This is a genomic window from Pedobacter terrae, from assembly GCF_900100705.1.
Classification (GTDB): Bacteria; Bacteroidota; Bacteroidia; order Sphingobacteriales; family Sphingobacteriaceae; genus Pedobacter; species Pedobacter terrae.
In genome coordinates, this window is sequence record NZ_FNCH01000014.1 from 1 (window position 1) to 18890 (window position 18890).

General features: G+C 38.6%; 12 protein-coding genes and 1 pseudogene. All 13 read left to right on the forward strand.

Translation table 11 applies throughout. The features are described 5' to 3' along the window. Nucleotides 1-204 (forward strand): annotated as a pseudogene (locus BLR60_RS16745) (transposase); the annotation flags it as partial. Between the two features lie 354 nt (nt 205-558). Then, a complete protein-coding gene (locus BLR60_RS16750) occupies nt 559-921 on the forward strand; it encodes a hypothetical protein (protein WP_090501891.1) in 363 nt (120 codons plus the stop codon). Nucleotides 922-926: 5 nt separating this feature from the next. Further along, nucleotides 927-2216, forward strand: coding sequence for a hypothetical protein (locus BLR60_RS16755; RefSeq protein WP_143009101.1), 1290 nt, complete (start codon nt 927-929; stop codon nt 2214-2216). A 451-nt stretch (nt 2217-2667) separates the two neighbouring features. Next, the gene (locus tag BLR60_RS16760; protein ID WP_090501895.1) at nt 2668-4047 is read left to right on the forward strand and encodes a hypothetical protein; all 1380 of its coding nucleotides are present in this window, start codon (nt 2668-2670) and stop codon (nt 4045-4047) included. Beyond that, the gene (locus BLR60_RS16765; RefSeq protein WP_143009102.1) at nt 3984-5093 is read left to right on the forward strand and encodes a patatin-like phospholipase family protein; all 1110 of its coding nucleotides are present in this window, start codon (nt 3984-3986) and stop codon (nt 5091-5093) included. Before BLR60_RS16760 ends, BLR60_RS16765 begins: the two co-directional genes overlap by 64 nt. Nucleotides 5094-5139: 46 nt before the next feature. Then, entirely contained in the window at nt 5140-5421 is a 282-nt protein-coding gene (locus tag BLR60_RS16770; RefSeq protein WP_090501899.1) for an Rdx family protein, read from the forward strand. Nucleotides 5422-5662: 241 nt separating this feature from the next. Then, nucleotides 5663-9658: a hybrid sensor histidine kinase/response regulator transcription factor gene (locus tag BLR60_RS16775; protein WP_167354769.1), complete on the forward strand. Its 3996-nt coding sequence runs from the start codon at nt 5663-5665 to the stop codon at nt 9656-9658. A gap of 145 nt (nt 9659-9803) precedes the next feature. After that, nucleotides 9804-11129 (forward strand): BNR repeat-containing protein, encoded by a 1326-nt coding sequence (locus tag BLR60_RS16780; protein ID WP_090501903.1) that lies wholly within the window; start codon nt 9804-9806, stop codon nt 11127-11129. A gap of 11 nt (nt 11130-11140) precedes the next feature. After that, nucleotides 11141-13309, forward strand: a complete 2169-nt coding sequence (locus tag BLR60_RS16785; protein ID WP_090501904.1) for a glycoside hydrolase family 43 protein — start codon at nt 11141-11143, stop codon at nt 13307-13309. Then, nucleotides 13309-14442 carry a glycoside hydrolase family 88/105 protein gene (locus BLR60_RS16790; RefSeq protein WP_090501906.1) on the forward strand — a complete coding sequence of 378 codons (1134 nt, stop codon included), beginning with the start codon at nt 13309-13311 and terminating at the stop codon, nt 14440-14442. The genes BLR60_RS16785 and BLR60_RS16790 overlap by 1 nt, the downstream gene beginning before the upstream one ends. 13 nt (nt 14443-14455) lie before the next feature. Next, nucleotides 14456-15703, forward strand: a complete 1248-nt coding sequence (locus tag BLR60_RS16795; protein WP_090501908.1) for a DUF2264 domain-containing protein — start codon at nt 14456-14458, stop codon at nt 15701-15703. Nucleotides 15704-15776: 73 nt separating this feature from the next. Then, complete coding sequence (locus BLR60_RS16800) at nt 15777-16898, forward strand: glycoside hydrolase family 43 protein (RefSeq protein ID WP_208600661.1); 1122 nt, start codon at nt 15777-15779, stop codon at nt 16896-16898. Between the two features lie 108 nt (nt 16899-17006). Continuing rightward, nucleotides 17007-18842, forward strand: coding sequence for a glycoside hydrolase family 35 protein (locus BLR60_RS16805; protein WP_090502062.1), 1836 nt, complete (start codon nt 17007-17009; stop codon nt 18840-18842). Nucleotides 18843-18890 lie beyond the last annotated feature (48 nt).

Sequence of the window (18890 nt, forward strand, 5' to 3'; positions counted from 1 at the left end):
AGTAACGTTAAAGGATATCAATTTTGGCAACACAACAATAAGCCAATAGAATTGTGGAGTACGGCTGTTATTGAGCAAAAGGCAGATTACCTGCACGATAATCCGGTAGTAGCAGGTTTTGGTAACGAAGCTTGGCATTGGAAATATAGTAGTGCAATAGATTATAGTGGAGGTAGAGGGTTGATAGAATTAGATGAACTGTAAAGGAGATATAGAAATGCACACGCGGCACGCGTGCGCCAGCAATGGGAAATCTTTTAAGCTAGATTTTTAATAACTCGGTTTAAAGATCTCTCCATTTCGCTGCGCTACAGTCGAGATGACGACCAATCTCTTTCATTCTGTTAACGGTAGGTACGAAGCATCTTTAGCCTATAGTACTCATTTTTTAGGTGATTATAGAATATGTATGGGTCGATATGGGGCCAACTGCAAGCTCGCAATTTTAATAAAATCCCCATTACTAGTATTTCACCAACGTTAACAATAACGTAACTTAGGTTTGTTAATTTGCAATAAGCCAAATGCTTGATCATTACATCTAAATAAGCCCTTGCCATGAGTACAGATCTCGTTAAAACCTACATCCTGAACAGGAGTTCGGAAGATATTAAATTAAGCCTCATTATTGGTGGTATAGAACAAACGGGTACCAGTTTGATCACCCTGAATGAAGAGCTGATTTTAAAAGATTACCAGGGCGATCTGCACCAAAAGATAATCGGGCAGAATGATAATCTCCACCAAAAAGTATTAAATATCATCACCGTAATTACCGATACTTCTCCAAACCATAACCATACCGATTTATATGTGCTGTTAGAAGGAGGCTTTGTAACCAAAGGTTATAAAATGGAAGAAGAAGTACAGCCCGGTGCCTCTACAGTTTATACCGCAGAAATTACGTTTTACCAATTTTAGCTGTTATGAAATATCTGATATTAAGTGCCCTCTCGATGTTCGTTACTACAGCCTTTGCACAACAAGCGGCTAAAAACGACGAAAAAGACATTAAACAGGTTAAACTCGACCTGCTCAAAGCACCAAGCTCGCCTGCTTCGGCATTATTGGGCTTTGCTGTAACCGATATCGAAAAACCGACCGACTTAAGTGATTTTATGCTCTCGGTACAATCGGCCAGTTCATCCTATACCAAACTCCCATCTAATTATGCCGTAGATATTGCGCCTTTTTATTTGTTCCGCAATAAAGGCGCGGATTTTAGTACCACCGGAAAAAACGGATTACAATCAACGCGGTTCAAGGATTATTTCAGGCAGAGTTTTGTAGTGTCGCTGGCATTGCGCAATCCCGATTCGGCTTTCAATAATTTTAAACCAACCAGTACCTATGGGGCATTGGGTTTAAAGTTTTCCATCATCAGGCCTCAATATAATATCGAAACCAGGCAGAAATTAACTTCCATATATGAGAAACAGCGTGCATTACTGATGATTTATAAAATTGGTTTGGAAGAAAAAAGAAAATCGGCCCGTTACGAATACCTGGGCATCAGGAACATTTACCTGCTCGATTCAATTTCGAGACTACCATACCTCACCATAGCAGAAAAACAAGCACCTGCGCTTACCATGATGGAAGATTCCACCAGCGAGTATGCCAAAAACGAGAAGGAAAAAAGTGTGTTAAATACAGGTTTCAAAAAAGAAATACAGGCTGAACTGGCCAAGCAATCTAAACTGGAAGCCGACCTGCAGGAAGAAGCCAAAACTTTTACGGGTAACCGCGAAGGTTTATCAGTTGATATTGCTGGTGGTTTAAGTACCGAGTTTAGAGAGAAAAGATTTGATAATTCTAAAATATTCAACTCAGGCGTATGGACAACCTTTGGTTACAACTGGGCCAACGGCAGTTCTATTTTAGGGCTGGCCCGCTACCTGTATAACCCAGATGAAGTATTTGCATTGGATAATATGAAAAATAACATTGGCAACATTTCTACCTTCGATACGGGTCTGCGATTTGTTTTTACAAAAAATAAATTCGGTGGAGGCGCAGAGGCGCTTTACCGGAGCATTTTATCATCAGCTACCGTAAAACCTTCGTGGCGAGTGGTGGCAAATGCCGATTACGCCTTATCAGACAATCAAAAAATCATCTTCACTTTCGGCCGCAATTTCGATGGCACCATAACCAAAAATGGAAACTTGATAGCTGCGCTAACCTTGCTCTTTGGTTTTGGCACAAATAGATAAAGAACAGTCCATCCGTTATTGGTACTGTAAATTGAAAACGGAGAACTGTATTGGTTCATTAGTCCTTTGTTCATTGGTACTGCCAACTGCCAATTGAAAACTGTTATTTGTTCATTGGTACTGCCAACTCCAATTGAAAACTGTTACTTGTTCATTGGTACTGCCAACTGCCAATTGAAAACTGTTACTTGTTCATTGATACTGCCAACTGCCAATTGAAAACTGTTATTTGTTCATTGGTACTGCAAACTGCCAGCTAATCGTCATTGCGAACCGAAGCGGGGGGCATGAGTGAAAAGAGGTGAAGCAATCTGCTTGGGAGAAATGGTTGATTGATACTGCAAATTGCCAAATTAAAATTGCTAACTTGTTTATCTATAATTGATAGCTCACATATTGGTTAGATGAATATAAAGACATTTTAATCTTTTAAAAAATAATTAAAAGATATATGAAAAGCTATGTAAATGCCATTTTAGGCAGCTTCGTTCCCGCCTTTGAAAAAGGAATATTCGAAATCCGTTTCAGCTTTAAACGTTTAACGGTGAGAACATTGGTTCACGATTTTATTTCGGTAGCCGCTAGTATTGGTTTTGTTATTTTGCCTGCGTTTTTAATTGGGTTTATCTTTCTGTTATTACCCCAGGGGAGAGATACACTTTTACTCGTTGTAGAAAACTTATCTACCTTCAATATTTGGCCAATCTTTTTTTTACTATTGGGTATTGCAGCCTGGAGTATGGTATCAGAAATTAGTGTACGCTATGCGATTTATATTTCTGATAATTCTGGTAAAAACCTGAGCGACGATCGGGTGGCCTGGCGGAAAACTGTTCAAAAATTGCTTGCTGCAGCTTTTTTGTTGTGGCCATCATTTATTGTTTTTGTGAGCATGTTTTGGTGCATGCTCAGCGCCACTTATATGGATAAAGTGCCACGATTTTTATGCTTTGGTATCTGCTTTATCCTCATCTATTGGTTAATGTCCTTTTTATCCAATTTATACTTTCGTAAATCGGGTAAAGCAAGCGCCGGCGTTTACCTGAAAACAAAGTTGGGAGAAAGGTCTTTGCCAGATCGGGAACAGCAATACCTCCGGAAACTATATGGCATCTATCAGGATTTTATTTATGCTTTACCAAAAGCGTCCAGTTTTCAAAAAGGTTACAAAAAAGAATTACAGCATTTTTCAGATCATTTTACAAAATCAACCCGTGATTTTACAGAAGGCTTTCCTCAAAATCCAAAAGTATTGATTGAAACACGTATTGTACCTGCTGAATTTAATCTGATTGAAAGAGAAAAATTATTAAAAGGAAGAGGTGAACTCTATAAATGGACTTATCAGATTCCTGCATCATTTTATAAGGGCTTACATGGTCAGATTAAATTATTTGCCGGGGTTTCATTTATGTTATTCCTGTTAATATCATTTATTCCCGGCTGGTGGCCTGTGTTTTCGTGGATAGGGGCTCCCGCTTTAATCTGTTTTGCTTTTGCGTGTTACACAGGTATTTATGCCGGATTGCTATACTTAGATAAATCTTTGCTCAGGAAATGGAAAATTTCTGTCCGCTTACTGCTATTCATTATGCTGGTCATTTGTTCTTACTATAATCAAGATCACCCTGTACGGATGACAGATCATAAAACCAATCAACGGGAAAGCGTTGTAGATCATTTTAACAGGTGGTTTGTAAATTACAAAGCCAATATCGATCAGCAAAAAGATGATGGAAACCAGCAAAAAAATATCCTGTTGTTTTCATTTGTGCAGAAGGTGGTGCGCTACGTACCGGGGCATATACCAGTTTATTCTTATCCAGTTTAAGTGCAAAATTGGAAAAAGAACAAAATATAGATTTTAAAAAATCAATATTCGCCATGTCTGGCGTATCAGGTGGTGCTGTTGGTTTAGGTTTGTACAATGCTTTAACTTTCGAAAATAATAATCAGATTTCATCCAGTGTATCGGTAGCGTTATCGAAAAAGTTTTTCCAGGATGATACACTATCGCCTATAATCGGTAAAATGCTTTTCGGTGATTTTCTGAACTTATTTTTACCCATACACATTAAGTTATTCGACCGCTCAATTGCCCTGGAGAAGTCCTGGGAACGATCCTATCAATCATTAATCGGCAACAATCGGGAGAATGTATTTTCCAGAAGTTTCGCATCTGGAAAAATAAAGCCGACTCAACCCTTGTTTATCATTAATACCACAGAGGTTGAAACAGGATTACAATGCTGGATGAGCAACCTTACACCTGATAGTCTGGCCTTAAAAAATAAGCGTGATTTATTAGCAGAAAAGGTAAATGACCTAAATTACAGCACAGCGATAAATTTTAGTACCCGTTTTCCTTTGTTTTCTCCGGCCGCAAAAGTTGGTGGGTTAAATGGCATTCCCCGCTTGCATTATCTGGATGGGGGTTATGTTGAAAATACAGGCAGTGCTTCTATGTTAGAAGTACTTCAACTATTAAAAAGTAAATCACCATATTTTAACCGAATTACGCCAATAGTAATTACGCTGCTTTTTAGCGAGGAAGATAAAAACACACCCAAAATCAGATTTGGTAATGAGTTTATCGAAATTTTAAATGCAGTAACTCATACAAGATCCGGAAATAGTACAATGAGCAGATTTCAACTAAAGCGGTTTTTAAAAGAAAATAGTGACGTTTGTCCTATTGACGCGCCCTTAACACCTGAAGAAAAAAATGTACCGATGAACTGGGTTTTATCAGCACAAAGTATGAATAATATCATGAGCGATATAGAAGATAAGTTAAACGATACCTTAGAAACGGGTATAATTAACAAATTACATAGGCATAATTTAAGTTTCCCTCAAAATAAAGGATTTAAATAGTTATTTAGTTGTAGTTCTATTTTTTGTACCCTTGTAAAAAAAGTAAATGGAAAAACCGCTTGTTAATATAACCTATTGCCCAAAATGTGGCTGGATGTTACGTTCGGCCTACATGGCGCAAGAAATTTTAACCACTTTTGTAGATGAGGTAAAGGGTGTAACATTAATTCCAAGTGAAACATCTGGTGTTTTTACTGTGCACGTTAGCGCGAAGCTAATTTTTGATCGAAAAAAGATGCAACGTTTCCCTGAAATTAAAGAATTAAAACAACTTATCCGTGATGAAGTAAATCCCGCAAAACATCTCGGACATTCTGATGTGAAGTGATTTTAAAACCATAAATCTTTTAAAATTACTCATTATTAGCTGATTATCAAAAAATACTATGCTGTCTTAGCGCAGTGATGTCTTAGAAATCTTGCGCTTTTAGCTATTTAATCCTAAATCATGGCGCTAATGGAGTATTAAGAAAATATGTATATTCGGTCCATACCAAATATTACCACAGTACTTTTTCTTTATGCTCTTTTTACCAAAAAAAACTGCCGTATTCATACTTATTTTTTGGATGGCCGCAAGTATTTGTTTTGCCCAGTCGCCAACTATTCGACTTAAATATCTGGGGGTAGAAAGCGGGCTGTCTAACAATGTGGTAAATTCCTTATATCAAGATCATTACGGTTTTATGTGGATGGGCACCTATGATGGGTTAAACCGTTACGATGGCTATCATTTTAAGGTTTTTAGAAACGTGTGGGGAGATGAACATTCATTGGTAAATAACCATATTACTGTACTTACTGGCGATGGGAAAGACAGGGTGTGGGTGGGTACGCAAAAGGGAGTTTCATACTATGATTATGCCGATTCCAGGTTTCATCAATTGGTTTATCTGCATAAGGGAAAAAAACATGAATTAGGTTATGCCATTAATTCTGTTGCCATAAGTCGGGATTCAGGCGTGTATATAGCTACTGATGAAAAAGGGCTTTTTATGCTCAAAAAGAATAGTAACATCGCAAAGCGGATTCCGCTTGGTAAAAATTTCGATTTTACCGTGAAAGCTTTATACATCGATAAAGATCAAACCCTGTGGCTTTTTATAAAAGATGTTGGACTGTGTAAATATGATCATGACAAAAATATACTTCATCTGGTAAACAATGCCGTACGCAAGGTAACTTGTATTGCAAAAGGCATTGATCAAATGCTTTGGATCGGCACAGAACATGGGCTCTTTCAATTGGATAAAGCCAAAGGAAGCCTCACCATTTTTAACCAGCATTTAAGTAATGAAAACGTTATGGGGTTGTTGTTGGATGCAAAACAAAAACTCTGGATTTCTACTGATGGTGGAGGAATTAACATTTACGACACAAAAAATCAAAAAATAGATTACCTATCTGCCGGAAAAGAAAAAGGCTTACTCAGCAGCAATTCTGTCGCCCAGGTTTGCGAAGATGGGGAATCTAGAAAGTGGATTGCAACCTTACGCGGTGGAGTTAACGTTATTGATCCTGAAAGTGAACAGTTTACCACGATTAAAAATGATCCATTAAATAAAAATTCATTAATTAACAATTTTGTGCTCTCTTTTAGTGAAGATGAGCATAAAAACATATGGATCGGGACAGATGGAGGCGGTTTAAGTGTTTGGAACCGAAAGCAAAATACATTTACCAATTATACCAAAAATAATGATCCAAATTCACTAGCCAGTAATTTTGTGACCAGTATATTAAGCGATGCAGAAAGCAACGTTTGGGTAGCTAGTTTTAGCGGAGGGATAGACCGCTTTAATAAAAAAACAGGCAAATTTGTACATTACAGCTGTTACAATACCCTTACTGGTGTTGATGATATTAACATCTGGAAGCTTTACCAGGATAAACAGCAGAATATCTGGGTAGGTACCACAAAAGGTGGCGCACTATACCGTTACAACAAAGGGATCGATAAATTCGAGCTTTTCGATCCTAAACTAAAGGATATTCACACCTTATTTCAGGATTCGAAAGGCAGGCTTTGGGCAGGAAACTATACCGAACTGATTGAAATCGATCCGATAAACAAAAAACATCGTTACACAAAGATTAATTATGCCATCAGGGCTATTCAGGAAGGATTGAATCATCAGCTATGGATTGGTACCGAAGGTGGCGGTTTATTGCTTTTTGATCCCGGGACAAAAAAGATCAAACGCTATATCCAGCGTGATGGATTGCCTGGCAATTCGGTGCTCAACATTCTTCAGGATAAACAAGGCAATTTATGGTGTAGTACCTATAATGGCTTATCTAAATTTGATATTAAACACCATAACTTTAAAAATTATTACGCTACTGATGGTTTACAGAGCAACCAGTTTAACTATAATGCCGCATTAAAGCTTACCAACGACGATTTATTATTTGGTGGAATTGGCGGTTTTACCATGTTTTCTCCAGATAACATCAAGAAAAACAGAAGGGTGCCTAAAATAGTATTGACAGACTTTAGGGTCAATAATATTTCCCTCGATGAGGATTCTGCTTATAATGATATTTCTATCGTTAATTTAAAACAGATCGAAGTTCCGTACAGCGCAGCGGTAATTTCTGTTGATTATGCGGCCATAGAATTCTCTTTTCAGGACCAGATTTCTTATGCCTATTATCTGGAGGGATGGGATAGAGATTGGAGTTATGTAAATAAATTGGGTACAGCTTATTATTCCAGGTTAGGTGAAGGCGAATATAAATTGCACATTAAAAGTACTGATACTGAAGGCGCCTGGAGTAATAATGAAAAGATTGTACTGATTCGGGTCTTACCACCCTGGTATCGTACCTGGTGGGCTTTTACGGTTTACCTTATTATAGGAGCTTCCCTGTTTTATGTTTTTCAAACCTATCGCAATAGGCAGATAAGATTAAAACATGAAATAGAACTTACCAATTTTAAAATGGAGCGCGAGAAAGATCTGAATGAGAAAAAGCTGAATTTCTTTACCAATATTTCACATGAGCTAAGAACACCTTTAACGTTGATCGTGAATCCGATTAAAGATATTATCAATAAAAAAGAATCCGGACCGGAAAAGAACGATTTAAGTGTAGTTTATCGCAATTCGAGGCGTTTACTAAGCTTGGTAGACCAGTTATTGCTGTTTAGAAAAACGGAAAGCGAGAATGATGCCTTAAAAATAGTAAGGATAAACCTTTACAAATTTGCGAAAGAGATTTTTCTCTGCTTTAACTATCTCGCCAAGCAGAACCACATCGAATATACATTTGAGTGTGAGGAAGAGGATCTGGATATTTATGGAGATAAAGATAAACTAGAAATTGTGATTTTTAACCTGCTCTCTAATGCACTTAAATTTACCCCGAAGGGCGGCTGTGTAAAATTTACGGTTAAAACGGTAGGTATGCGGGTGCATATCGAAGTGAACGACAGTGGCCCTGGCATACCAAAACATGTGGGTGAAAAACTGTTTGATAAATTTTACAAGGTCATGTCCAACGAGTCATTAAAAATGGGTTTTGGTATCGGCCTTTATCTGGCCAAAAACTTTGTAGAATTACATAAAGGTAAAATTTCTTTCCGCTCCAATCAGGGATTGGGTACGATATTCTTAATTGATATTCCGGTTGGAGAACCATGTTTGCAACACAGCGGTGTTTTGCAAAACGAATTAACCTATGTAAATGAGCTGATTGCACAAGAGGAAGAAGCAGAAAATAGTGAGTCTGAAAACGTAGGCAACCTCGAATTGCTCATTTCAGATCTGCACTCTATTTTGGTTGTTGATGATAATCCTGAAATTATAGAGTACATCAGGCAGATTTTTCAGGATAACTTTAAAATTTATAAGGCCGTTGACGGTTTGGAAGGACTAAAAATTTGTAAAGAATATTTGCCAGACATTGTAATATCTGATGTAAATATGGACGGCCTTAATGGTATTGAACTCTGTAAGGCAATTAAAGAAGATTCGGCCCTAAGCCACATTCCGGTAATTCTGCTCACTGGCGACCCAAGTCCCGAAGTAAAACTTAAAGGAATTGAAGTAGGTGCCTACGATTTTATTGGCAAACCTTTTGATAAAGAACTGTTTACGGCCAAAATTAAAAGCATTATAAAAAACAGGACCAACCTTCAATCTTACTTCTACAATGAAATCACGTTAAAAAGTGAGGCCCATAAAGTTTCACAAGAAGATAAGGGCTTTCTTCAAAAATGCATCATGATTATCGAAGAAAACTTAATGGAGAACAACTTTAATGTAAAAACCCTGGCATCTGATCTTGGAATGAGTCATTCTAATCTCTATAAAAAGATCAAAGCAACCTCTGGCCAATCTATAAATGGTTTTATCCGTTTTATCAGGTTAAGAAAGGCTGCTGAATTGTTAATTAATACCAATTTAAATATTAATGAGGCGGCCTTTAGGGTTGGCATAAATGATAGCAAATATTTCAGAGAGCAGTTTCAAAAGCTGTTTAAATTAACGCCATCAGAGTTTATCAAGAAACACCGGAAAAGTTTTCATAAATATTATAATATCAATGGAACAACATAAAAGTTACGCTATTTTATACATTAAAGGGTATTTAGCTTAAAACGCCCCCTGCAAAATATGATTTAGCCCCCCATGTAAAACTTAAAAATTCCATTACTTCGGGCTTTACCAAATGATAATAAACCGAGCAGTGTAACCCTTTATAATGTATCAGTCCCTAATTAAAAGTATGTTTCTAATTTATGCGTTCATCAGCATCAGTATGATGGGGGCTGCACAAGAAACACAATTGAGCACTATTGCCAGTAATGGCTGGGCAAATAACTCGGTAAATACGGTTATTTTTCGTAAAAATGCTCTAGTGAGCTTTAAGGATAACCAGTATGCGGCTTATTACGATCACGAACAAAATGTGGTATTGGCAAAACGTAAAATCGGTTCCACGCAATGGGGAGTAATGACGACCTCTTATAAGGGCGATGCTACCGACGCGCATAAATCGATTAGTATTATGGTAGATGGTGATGGTTTTCTCCACATGGCCTGGGGGCAACACAACAACAAGTTAAATTACGCCAGATCTATTTCAGCAGGTTCCCTAACCTTAGGAAATAAAGAAGAAATGCTTGCTGAAAAGGAAAATAAAATCAGTTATCCCGAATTTTATAAGTTAGCCAATGGCGATTTGTTGTTTTTTTACCGTGATGGTGGTTCCGGAAACGGAAATTTAATGATTAACCGTTATAGTTTGGCAACCAAAAAGTGGACACGTATACAAGATGGGATGATTGATGGCGAAGGACAGCGAAATGCCTATTGCCAGGTAGCAGTAGATCAGGCTGGAACCATTCATTTATCATGGGTTTGGCGCGAAAGCCCGGATGTAGCCAGTAACCACGATTTATGTTATGCTAAATCAACCGATGGCGGTATCACCTGGTTAAAGTCTACCGGTGAAAAATATAACCTTCCCATTACCGCAACAAATGCAGAATATACGGTAAAAATTCCGCAGAAAAGTGAGCTGATTAATCAAACATCAATGTTTGCTGATGCAAAGGGTAAAGTATTTATTGCCGGCTATTGGCGCGGAGCGAATGAAACAGGACCTCAGTATCACCTTGTTTATAAAACAGATAGCAACTGGAGGGTAAGTAACCTGAATTTTCGAAAGACAACGTTTAGCTTAAGTGGTACTGGCACCAAGCAAATTCCGATTTCGAGACCGCAGATTATCGTTTGGTCTAACGGGAAACATAATGCCGCAGGCTTATTGTTTAGAGATGCCGAACGCCAAAATAAGGCATCTATCGCTATAAATAATTATCTTGGGTCACAAAAATGGACCATTAAAGACCTTACCCAAACCGGCATGGGCGATTGGGAACCTACTTATGACACCGAACTTTGGAAAAGCAAAGGGATATTGAGCCTATTTCTGCAAAATGTTACCCAAATAGACGGCGAAGGAAAAGCAGACCATTTGCCAACAAAAGTGCAGGTACTGGATTGGAAACCAAGAAATAAATAATAACACAAGAAATGAAGTATTCGAAAACAAAATATAGCATTCTTTTATTGCTGATATTTTTATCAGGTAAAATCATCGCACAGACTAAAAAGGCCGCTAATCAAGCCGGATCAAATGGAAACGTAGCGTACTTGTTTACCTATTTCACCGGAAATTCGAAAGCAGAAGAAGCCATTCGTTTTGCGGTAAGTACTGATGGTTATCACTATAAAGCTTTAAATAACAATAATCCAGTCATTTCTTCAGAGAAGATTAGTAGCACGGGTGGTGTTCGCGATCCACATATTTTGCGCGGTGAAGATGGCAAAACCTTTTACATGGTAGCTACTGATATGGTTTCGGCCAATGGCTGGGATTCGAACAGGGCGATGGTATTGTTAAAATCAAATGATCTGATCCATTGGACATCTGCAGTTGTTAATATTCAAAAACGTTTTCCAAATAACGAAAATCTGCTGCGCGTTTGGGCACCACAGACCATTTACGATAAAACAGCCAAAAGATATATGGTGTATTGGTCTATGAAACATGGCAATGACCCTGATAAAATTTATTATGCTTATGCCAATGCTGATTTTACCGATCTGGAGACCACTCCAAAGCAGCTCTTTTTTAGCCCTACCAATGGCTCTTGTATTGATGGAGATATTATTTACGATAAGGGAAAATACAACCTGTTTTTTAAAACAGAAGGGAATGGTAATGGCATTAAAAAAGCCGTTTCTGATAAACTAACGGCAGGTTATGTATTACAGGATAAATACCTGCAGCAAACTAAAGAAGCCGTAGAAGGTGCCGGAGTTTTTAAACTTAACCATAGCGACGAGCATATCCTGATGTACGATGTTTATATGAAAGGCCGTTATCAGTTTACCAAAAGTAAAGATTTGGCCAATTTTAGGGTGGTAGACCAGGATGTTACCATGGATTTTCATCCCAGGCACGGAACTGTTCTACCAATTAATCAACAAGAGTTAAGCCGTTTGCTTAAACAGTGGTATACGGTTGAATCTGTTCTGCAGGCCACACAAAATAAGGCCATAAACAAAAATAACACCGTTCTTGATAGTGTAAGCCAAAAACTTTATCTGCCCGTAAATGATGGTACAGATCTAAAGGCTTTTGATCCGCAGTTTAATACCTTTAACCAGATCAGCCTGATGCCAAAAGGCAAACTGGATTTTTCTAAAGGCCCGGTAAAAATTAAGGTAACTATTCCGGGTCAGCAGGCTAAAACCTATGCAGTAAGTGTTGCTGTAGCAAATAATCCCGTATTAAAAGGTTATTATGCCGATCCTGAGATTTTATACTCCCATAAAACTTCCAAATATTACCTCTATCCAACCAGTGATGGCTTCAACAATTGGAGTGGTACTTATTTTAAAACTTTTTCCTCAAACGATCTGGTTAACTGGAATGATGAAGGCAAAATATTAGACCTCGAAAAAGATGTATCGTGGGCAAAAAGGAATGCCTGGGCGCCAACCATTATCGAAAAGAAAGTAAATGGAATATATAAGTATTTCTATTATTTTTCGGCTGCACAGAAGGTAGGCGTTGCTGTTGCAGATCATCCGACGGGCCCATTTAAGGATAGCGGAAAAGCGTTAATTGCACACAGACCAAAGGGTGTTAAAGGCGGACAGGAGATTGATCCGGATGTATTTAACGATCCTAAAACCAATAAAAGTTATTTGTATTGGGGAAATGGCTACATGGCTGTTGCACCATTAAATGATGATATGATTTCGATTGATACCAATGCCATTAAAATTATTACGCCTGATGATAGTTTCAGAGAAGGTACAGAAGTATTTTATCGAAATGGAAAATATTACTTTTTATGGTCTGAAGATGATACGCGAAGCGAAAACTACAGGGTAAGATATGGTTTTTCTGACTCGCCTACAGGAAAAATAACTATCCCTGAAAATAATCTGATTTTGGCGAAAGATGTTGCTCAAAAGATTTATGGTACAGGGCATAACAGTGTAATTAAAGTGAATGGCAAAGACGAATGGTATATGGTTTATCACCGTTTTACCCGTCCAAAAGGAATTTCAATGGGTGATGCTGCCGGTTACAACCGTGAAGTGTGTATCGATAAAATGGAATTTAATGCCGATGGAACCATTAAACCAGTGAAACCAACAGTAATCGGCATTAAACCCATACGTTAATGAAATTGAAATTACACCAAGCGTTTTTTTTGCTCTTTTTCTTGATCAGCGGGGTTGTAAATGCCCAAAACCAGCCATCAAAAGAAGAAGTACTGGAAATGATTAACCGTGCCAATACGTATTGGCAACGCAATATTAAATCCGAAGTACGGGCCTTTTGGGATCATGCAGCTTACCATACCGGAAATATGGAGGCTTATAATGTTACTAAAAATGAGGCATACCGAAAATATTCAGAAGATTGGGCCGAATACAATAAATGGATGGGGGCAAAATCGACAGATAAATCCAACTGGAAATATCAATATGGCGAAACAGATGAACATGTGCTGTTTGGCGATTGGCAGATCTGCTTTCAAACCTATATTGACTTATACCGCTTAAAACCCGAAGCATATAAAATTGCCAGGGCGAAAGAGGTTATGCAATACGAAATGAGTACACCCAATAACGATTACTGGTGGTGGGCTGATGGTTTGTACATGGTAATGCCGGTAATGACCAAACTTTATAACGTAACCGGCGATCAACAATACTTGGATAAACTCTACGACTATTTTAGGTATGCCAACAGCATCATGTACGATAAAACGGAAAAACTTTATTACCGGGATGCAAAATATGTGTACCCAAAACATAAAACAGCCAATGGTAAAAAAGACTTTTGGGCAAGAGGAGATGGATGGGTATTTGCAGGTTTGGCAAAAGTGCTTAAAGATTTGCCCCTTACAGATCCGCACCGGAATGAATACTTAACCAAATACCGTAATATGGCTAAAGCAATTGCCAAAAGCCAGCAAACAGAAGGCTATTGGACCAGAAGTATCCTTGATCCGTTACACGCGCCAGGGCCTGAAACCAGTGGCACAGCATTTTTTACTTATGGTTTGTTATGGGGAATAAACAATGGTTATTTAAAAGAGAAAGCCTATTGGCCAATAGGCCAAAAAGCATGGGCATATTTAAGTAAAACTGCATTACAACCTGACGGTAAACTGGGTTACGTACAGCCGATTGGAGAAAAAGCCATTCCAGGTCAGGTGGTTGATGTAAATGCTACATCGAATTTTGGTGTAGGGGCATTTTTATTGGCAGGAAGCGAAATGTATCGCTATTTATCAAACAAGCAATAATGTTAGAAGGAGAATGAAGCTTAAAAATATTTTAGTTACAGGTTTATTGATCATTTGGGCGGTTGGGCCTGTTTTTGCGCAAAAGAAATACAAAAATACCAAAGGCACAGCTGTCTCCGATAGGCAGTTTTGGCTACAGCAAATGGATAAGATGGTAAAACCTGTTTTATATAATTTGGCTAATGATAGCTTGAGGATTGCCATGCCTAAAATTACATCTGTCCATGTTGATAACAAAGAGCACCGCATTAAGGTACAATATGTGGAGGTTTTAGGTAGGGTTTTAAGTGGCATTGCACCATGGTTACAGTTAGAAGGAGGTTCGGTAGAAGAGGTAGCTTTAAGGAAGCAATACCGGGAGTGGGCCATTAAAGGATTGAAGAATGCATTGGACTCTAATGCCAAAGATTTTATGAACTTCGATATAGGCGGTCAACAACTGGTTGATGCTTCTTACGTAGCGCTTGCGCTAGTCCGTGCACCATGGCTATGGGAAAACCTGGATAAGAAAAACCAGGCATTGATGATGCAGTCCATTGTAACAACCAGAAGATTTAAGCCGGTTTTTTCTAATTGGTTACTGTTTTCAGCCATGAACGAGGCTTTTTTAGCCAGATTTGGTTACAACTGGGATCCTATGCGTGTTGATTACGCCTTGCAACAAATGGAACAATGGTATACCGGCGACGGAATGTATACCGATGGAACATCATTCGCCTTTGACTATTATAATAGTTATGTTATCCATCCTTATCTGGCTGCTTTGGCCAATATTATTGGCGCTAAAACGAACAGTTATAAAGAAATGTTCGAGAAGATTAAAAAGCGAAATGAACGTTATGCCATCATTCAGGAAAGATTAGTCAATGCCGATGGTACTTATCCTGCAACTGGTCGCTCTATTATTTATCGTGGAGCTGCATTTCATCATCTGGCTGATATCGCCTGGAGAAAAGCATTGCCTAAACAGTTAAGCCCTGCGCAGGTACGTTGCGCTTTAACAGCCGTAATCAGAAAAACTTTAGAAAGCCCTTCAACCTATAAAAATGGCTGGTTAACCATAGGTTTATATGGTGATCAACCTGATTTAGGTGATTTCTATAACAATCAGGGTAGTCCATACATCGCTTCAAATATTTTCTTGCCTTTAGGTTTACCCGCATCAGATCCTTTTTGGGCTAATCCGGCAGAGAAATGGAGTGCACAGAAGATCTGGAGCGGTGAGAATTTCGAGAACGATCATAGCGCCAGTTTAAAATAAATAAGAGTTCGTATACAATTGAAATTGATGAGGTAAATACCCTCTTTATAATATTAAAAATTAGTTGATTAAAATGATGAACAAGAGAATCAGTTTTGTTATAGGATTTATCGCCCTAAGTTTGAGCTTAAGCAGTTATGTTTCTGCACAGCAGACCTATACTTCTTTTACCCCTGGTAAAATCTGGAAAGACAATAAAGGCGTACACATCAATGCGCACGGTGGTGGTATTGTGGAGCATAAAGGCACTTATTATTGGTTTGGTGAACATAAAATCGAAGGAGAACTAGGAAATACGGCACAGGTAGGTGTGCATTGCTATTCATCAAAAGATTTATACAACTGGAAAGATGAAGGTATTGCATTGCCCGTTTCCAGCGATTTAACGAGTGATATTGCCAAAGGCTGCATTCTCGAAAGGCCAAAAGTGGTGTACAATAAGAAAACTAAAAAGTTTGTCATGTGGTTTCACCTGGAACTTTTGGGCAAAGGTTATGCAGCAGCCCGAGCGGGAGTAGCTGTGGCCGATCGCCCAACCGGGCCATATACCTTTATCAAAAGTTATCGTCCAAATCCTGGTAAAATGCCTTTTTACGATGCAGGCACAGCCGAAAAAGATAGGGTAAACTGCGAGAAGCCAGCTAATGAAAGTGATGGTTTTTTCTGTAGGGATTTGCCTGGTGGGCAAATGGCCAGGGATATGACTGTTTTCGTAGATGATGATGGTAAAGCTTATCATGTATTTTCTTCTGAAGAGAATTTGACCTTGCATCTGGCTGAGTTAACGCCCGATTATTTGGGGCATACCGGAAAATTCATCAGAATTTATGTAGGTCAGCAAACTGAAGCACCAGCTTTATTCAAAAAAAATGGAACTTATTATATGATTGGTTCAGGCTGTACCGGCTGGGCGCCAAATGCAGCAAGATGGTTTAAAGCAAGCAATATTTGGGGACCATGGACATACATGGGAAATCCTTGCCAGGGCGAGGGCGCAAAGATCACCTTTGGCGGGCAGAGTACACATGTTTTGCCTGTACCAGGAAAAAAGGGAGAATTTATTTTTATGGCAGATAAATGGGCACCCAAAAATGCAATTGACGGGCGTTATTTGTGGTTGCCGATTAAATTTGAGAACGATAAAATTTCAATAAGCTGGGCAGATGAATGGGATCTGAGCGTGTTTAAAAAGTAAACAAAAAACAAAAAAATTTATATAACCTGGATGATTGGCTTGCGAAAAATTGCGCAAAATGGGACTTTTTTGCCCAAAAATAAGGGTCATCTCAAAACAAACTTTAAAATGAAAGCAAAATTACTATGGTTGGTGGCGATATGTTTCTCCTTATCAGCTTTTGGTCAGCAGGCTAAACATACGTTTAAACTGGGAGAAACAGACTTTTTATTGGATGGGAAACCTTTTCAGATTATATCTGGAGAGATGCACTATCCACGTGTGCCAAAAGAAGCCTGGCGCGCACGTATGAAAATGGCCAAAGCCATGGGCTTAAATACCATTGGAACCTACGTGTTCTGGAATTTGCATGAACCACAAAAGGGCAAATTCGATTTTTCGGGCAATAATAACATTTCAGAATTTGTAAAAATTGCCCAGGAAGAAGGCCTGTGGGTTATTTTGAGACCCAGTCCTTACGTTTGTGCAGAGTGGGAGTTTGGTGGTTACCCTTACTGGTTGCAAACCGAAAAAGGCCTGGTGGTAAGAAGTACCGAACAGCAATATCTAGATGAATATAAAAAGTATATCATTGAAGTTGGCAAACAATTGGCGCCATTGCAGATTAACCATGGTGGTAATATCATAATGGTGCAGGTAGAGAATGAATATGGTTCTTATGCTGCTGATAAAAACTATTTAGATATCAACCGGAAAATGTTTATAGAGGCAGGTTTTGATGGATTACTTTACACCTGCGATCCTGCAGCGGACGTAAAAGACGGACATTTAAACGGCTTGCTGCCAGCATTAAACGGGATTGATAATCCAGGAAAAATCAGGCAGTTGGTCAATGAAAACCATAGTGGCAAAGGCCCATATTTTATTGCAGAATGGTATCCTGCATGGTTCGATTGGTGGGGAACCCCTCATCATACCGTTCCGGCTGAGCAATACACCCAAAAGTTAGATTCTGTTCTAGCGGCAGGCATTTCGATTAACATGTATATGTTCCACGGCGGTACTACCCGCGATTTTATGAATGGCGCAAACTATAAGGATACTTCGCCTTACGAGCCACAAACCAGCAGCTATGATTATGATGCGCCATTAAATGAAGCCGGAAACGTAACCAAAAAATTTAAGGCATTTAGAAGTGTAGTCGAAAAACACCTTCCTGCAGGACAAAGTTTACCACCAATTCCAGCTGCAAAACCTAGTATGGCTATTGCACCTTTTAAATTGAACACTAAAGTAGCCTTATTTAATGCCTTGCCTAAAGCGGTGAAAAATGCTACACCTTTAACTTTTGAAGACCTGGGTCAGGATTATGGTTACGTATTGTACCGTACTACCATTAAGGGAGGTAGAAAAGGTGAGTTGCAGCTTAAACAATTACGCGATTATGCCCTCGTTTTTATCAATCAACAAAGAGCAGGTATTTTAGACCGTAGGCTAAACCAGAATACCTTATCATTAGATCTTCCGGCAGGAGAGGTACAGCTTGATGTCTTTGTAGAGAATATGGGACGGATTAATTTTGGAAAGTATTTGCTGGAAAACAAAAAAGGAATTACCGGGCAAGTAACTTTTGATGGTGCAGAAATTAAAAACTGGTCTATGTATGGTTTTCCTTTCAGCAACGATCGCATTCGTAACACCAGTCAATCAAAAGCAAATGGAAACGGGCCGACCTTACAGAAAGGATCTTTTCAGCTTTCAACCGCGGCCGATACCTATTTAGATATGACCGATTGGGGCAAAGGAGTAGTTTGGATTAACGGACACAACCTTGGAAAATACTGGGCAATTGGTCCGCAGCAAACACTTTATATTCCACAAGAGTGGTTAAAAAAAGGTAAAAATGAGATCGCTGTTCTAGAACTGCTTAAACCAGATCAAAAAACTTTAAAGGCAATTGGTCAGCCGATCTTAAACACACTTAAAAAAATAAACGTGGATTAAACATTAGAAAATTTTAAAATGGGTTAAAATACCAACTTAAAACAAAAA

Excerpts from the sequence above, each read along its gene's own strand:
- BLR60_RS16750 (WP_090501891.1), top strand. The coding sequence starts at position 559 with ATGAGTACAGATCTCGTTAAAACCTACATCCTGAACAGGAGTTCGGAA.
- BLR60_RS16755 (WP_143009101.1), top strand. The coding sequence starts at position 927 with ATGAAATATCTGATATTAAGTGCCCTCTCGATGTTCGTTACTACAGCC.
- BLR60_RS16760 (WP_090501895.1), top strand. The coding sequence starts at position 2,668 with ATGAAAAGCTATGTAAATGCCATTTTAGGCAGCTTCGTTCCCGCCTTT.
- BLR60_RS16770 (WP_090501899.1), top strand. The coding sequence starts at position 5,140 with ATGGAAAAACCGCTTGTTAATATAACCTATTGCCCAAAATGTGGCTGG.
- BLR60_RS16775 (WP_167354769.1), top strand. The coding sequence starts at position 5,663 with ATGGCCGCAAGTATTTGTTTTGCCCAGTCGCCAACTATTCGACTTAAA.
- BLR60_RS16780 (WP_090501903.1), top strand. The coding sequence starts at position 9,804 with ATGTATCAGTCCCTAATTAAAAGTATGTTTCTAATTTATGCGTTCATC.
- BLR60_RS16785 (WP_090501904.1), top strand. The coding sequence starts at position 11,141 with ATGAAGTATTCGAAAACAAAATATAGCATTCTTTTATTGCTGATATTT.
- BLR60_RS16790 (WP_090501906.1), top strand. The coding sequence starts at position 13,309 with ATGAAATTGAAATTACACCAAGCGTTTTTTTTGCTCTTTTTCTTGATC.
- BLR60_RS16795 (WP_090501908.1), top strand. The coding sequence starts at position 14,456 with ATGAAGCTTAAAAATATTTTAGTTACAGGTTTATTGATCATTTGGGCG.
- BLR60_RS16800 (WP_208600661.1), top strand. The coding sequence starts at position 15,777 with ATGATGAACAAGAGAATCAGTTTTGTTATAGGATTTATCGCCCTAAGT.
- BLR60_RS16805 (WP_090502062.1), top strand. The coding sequence starts at position 17,007 with ATGAAAGCAAAATTACTATGGTTGGTGGCGATATGTTTCTCCTTATCA.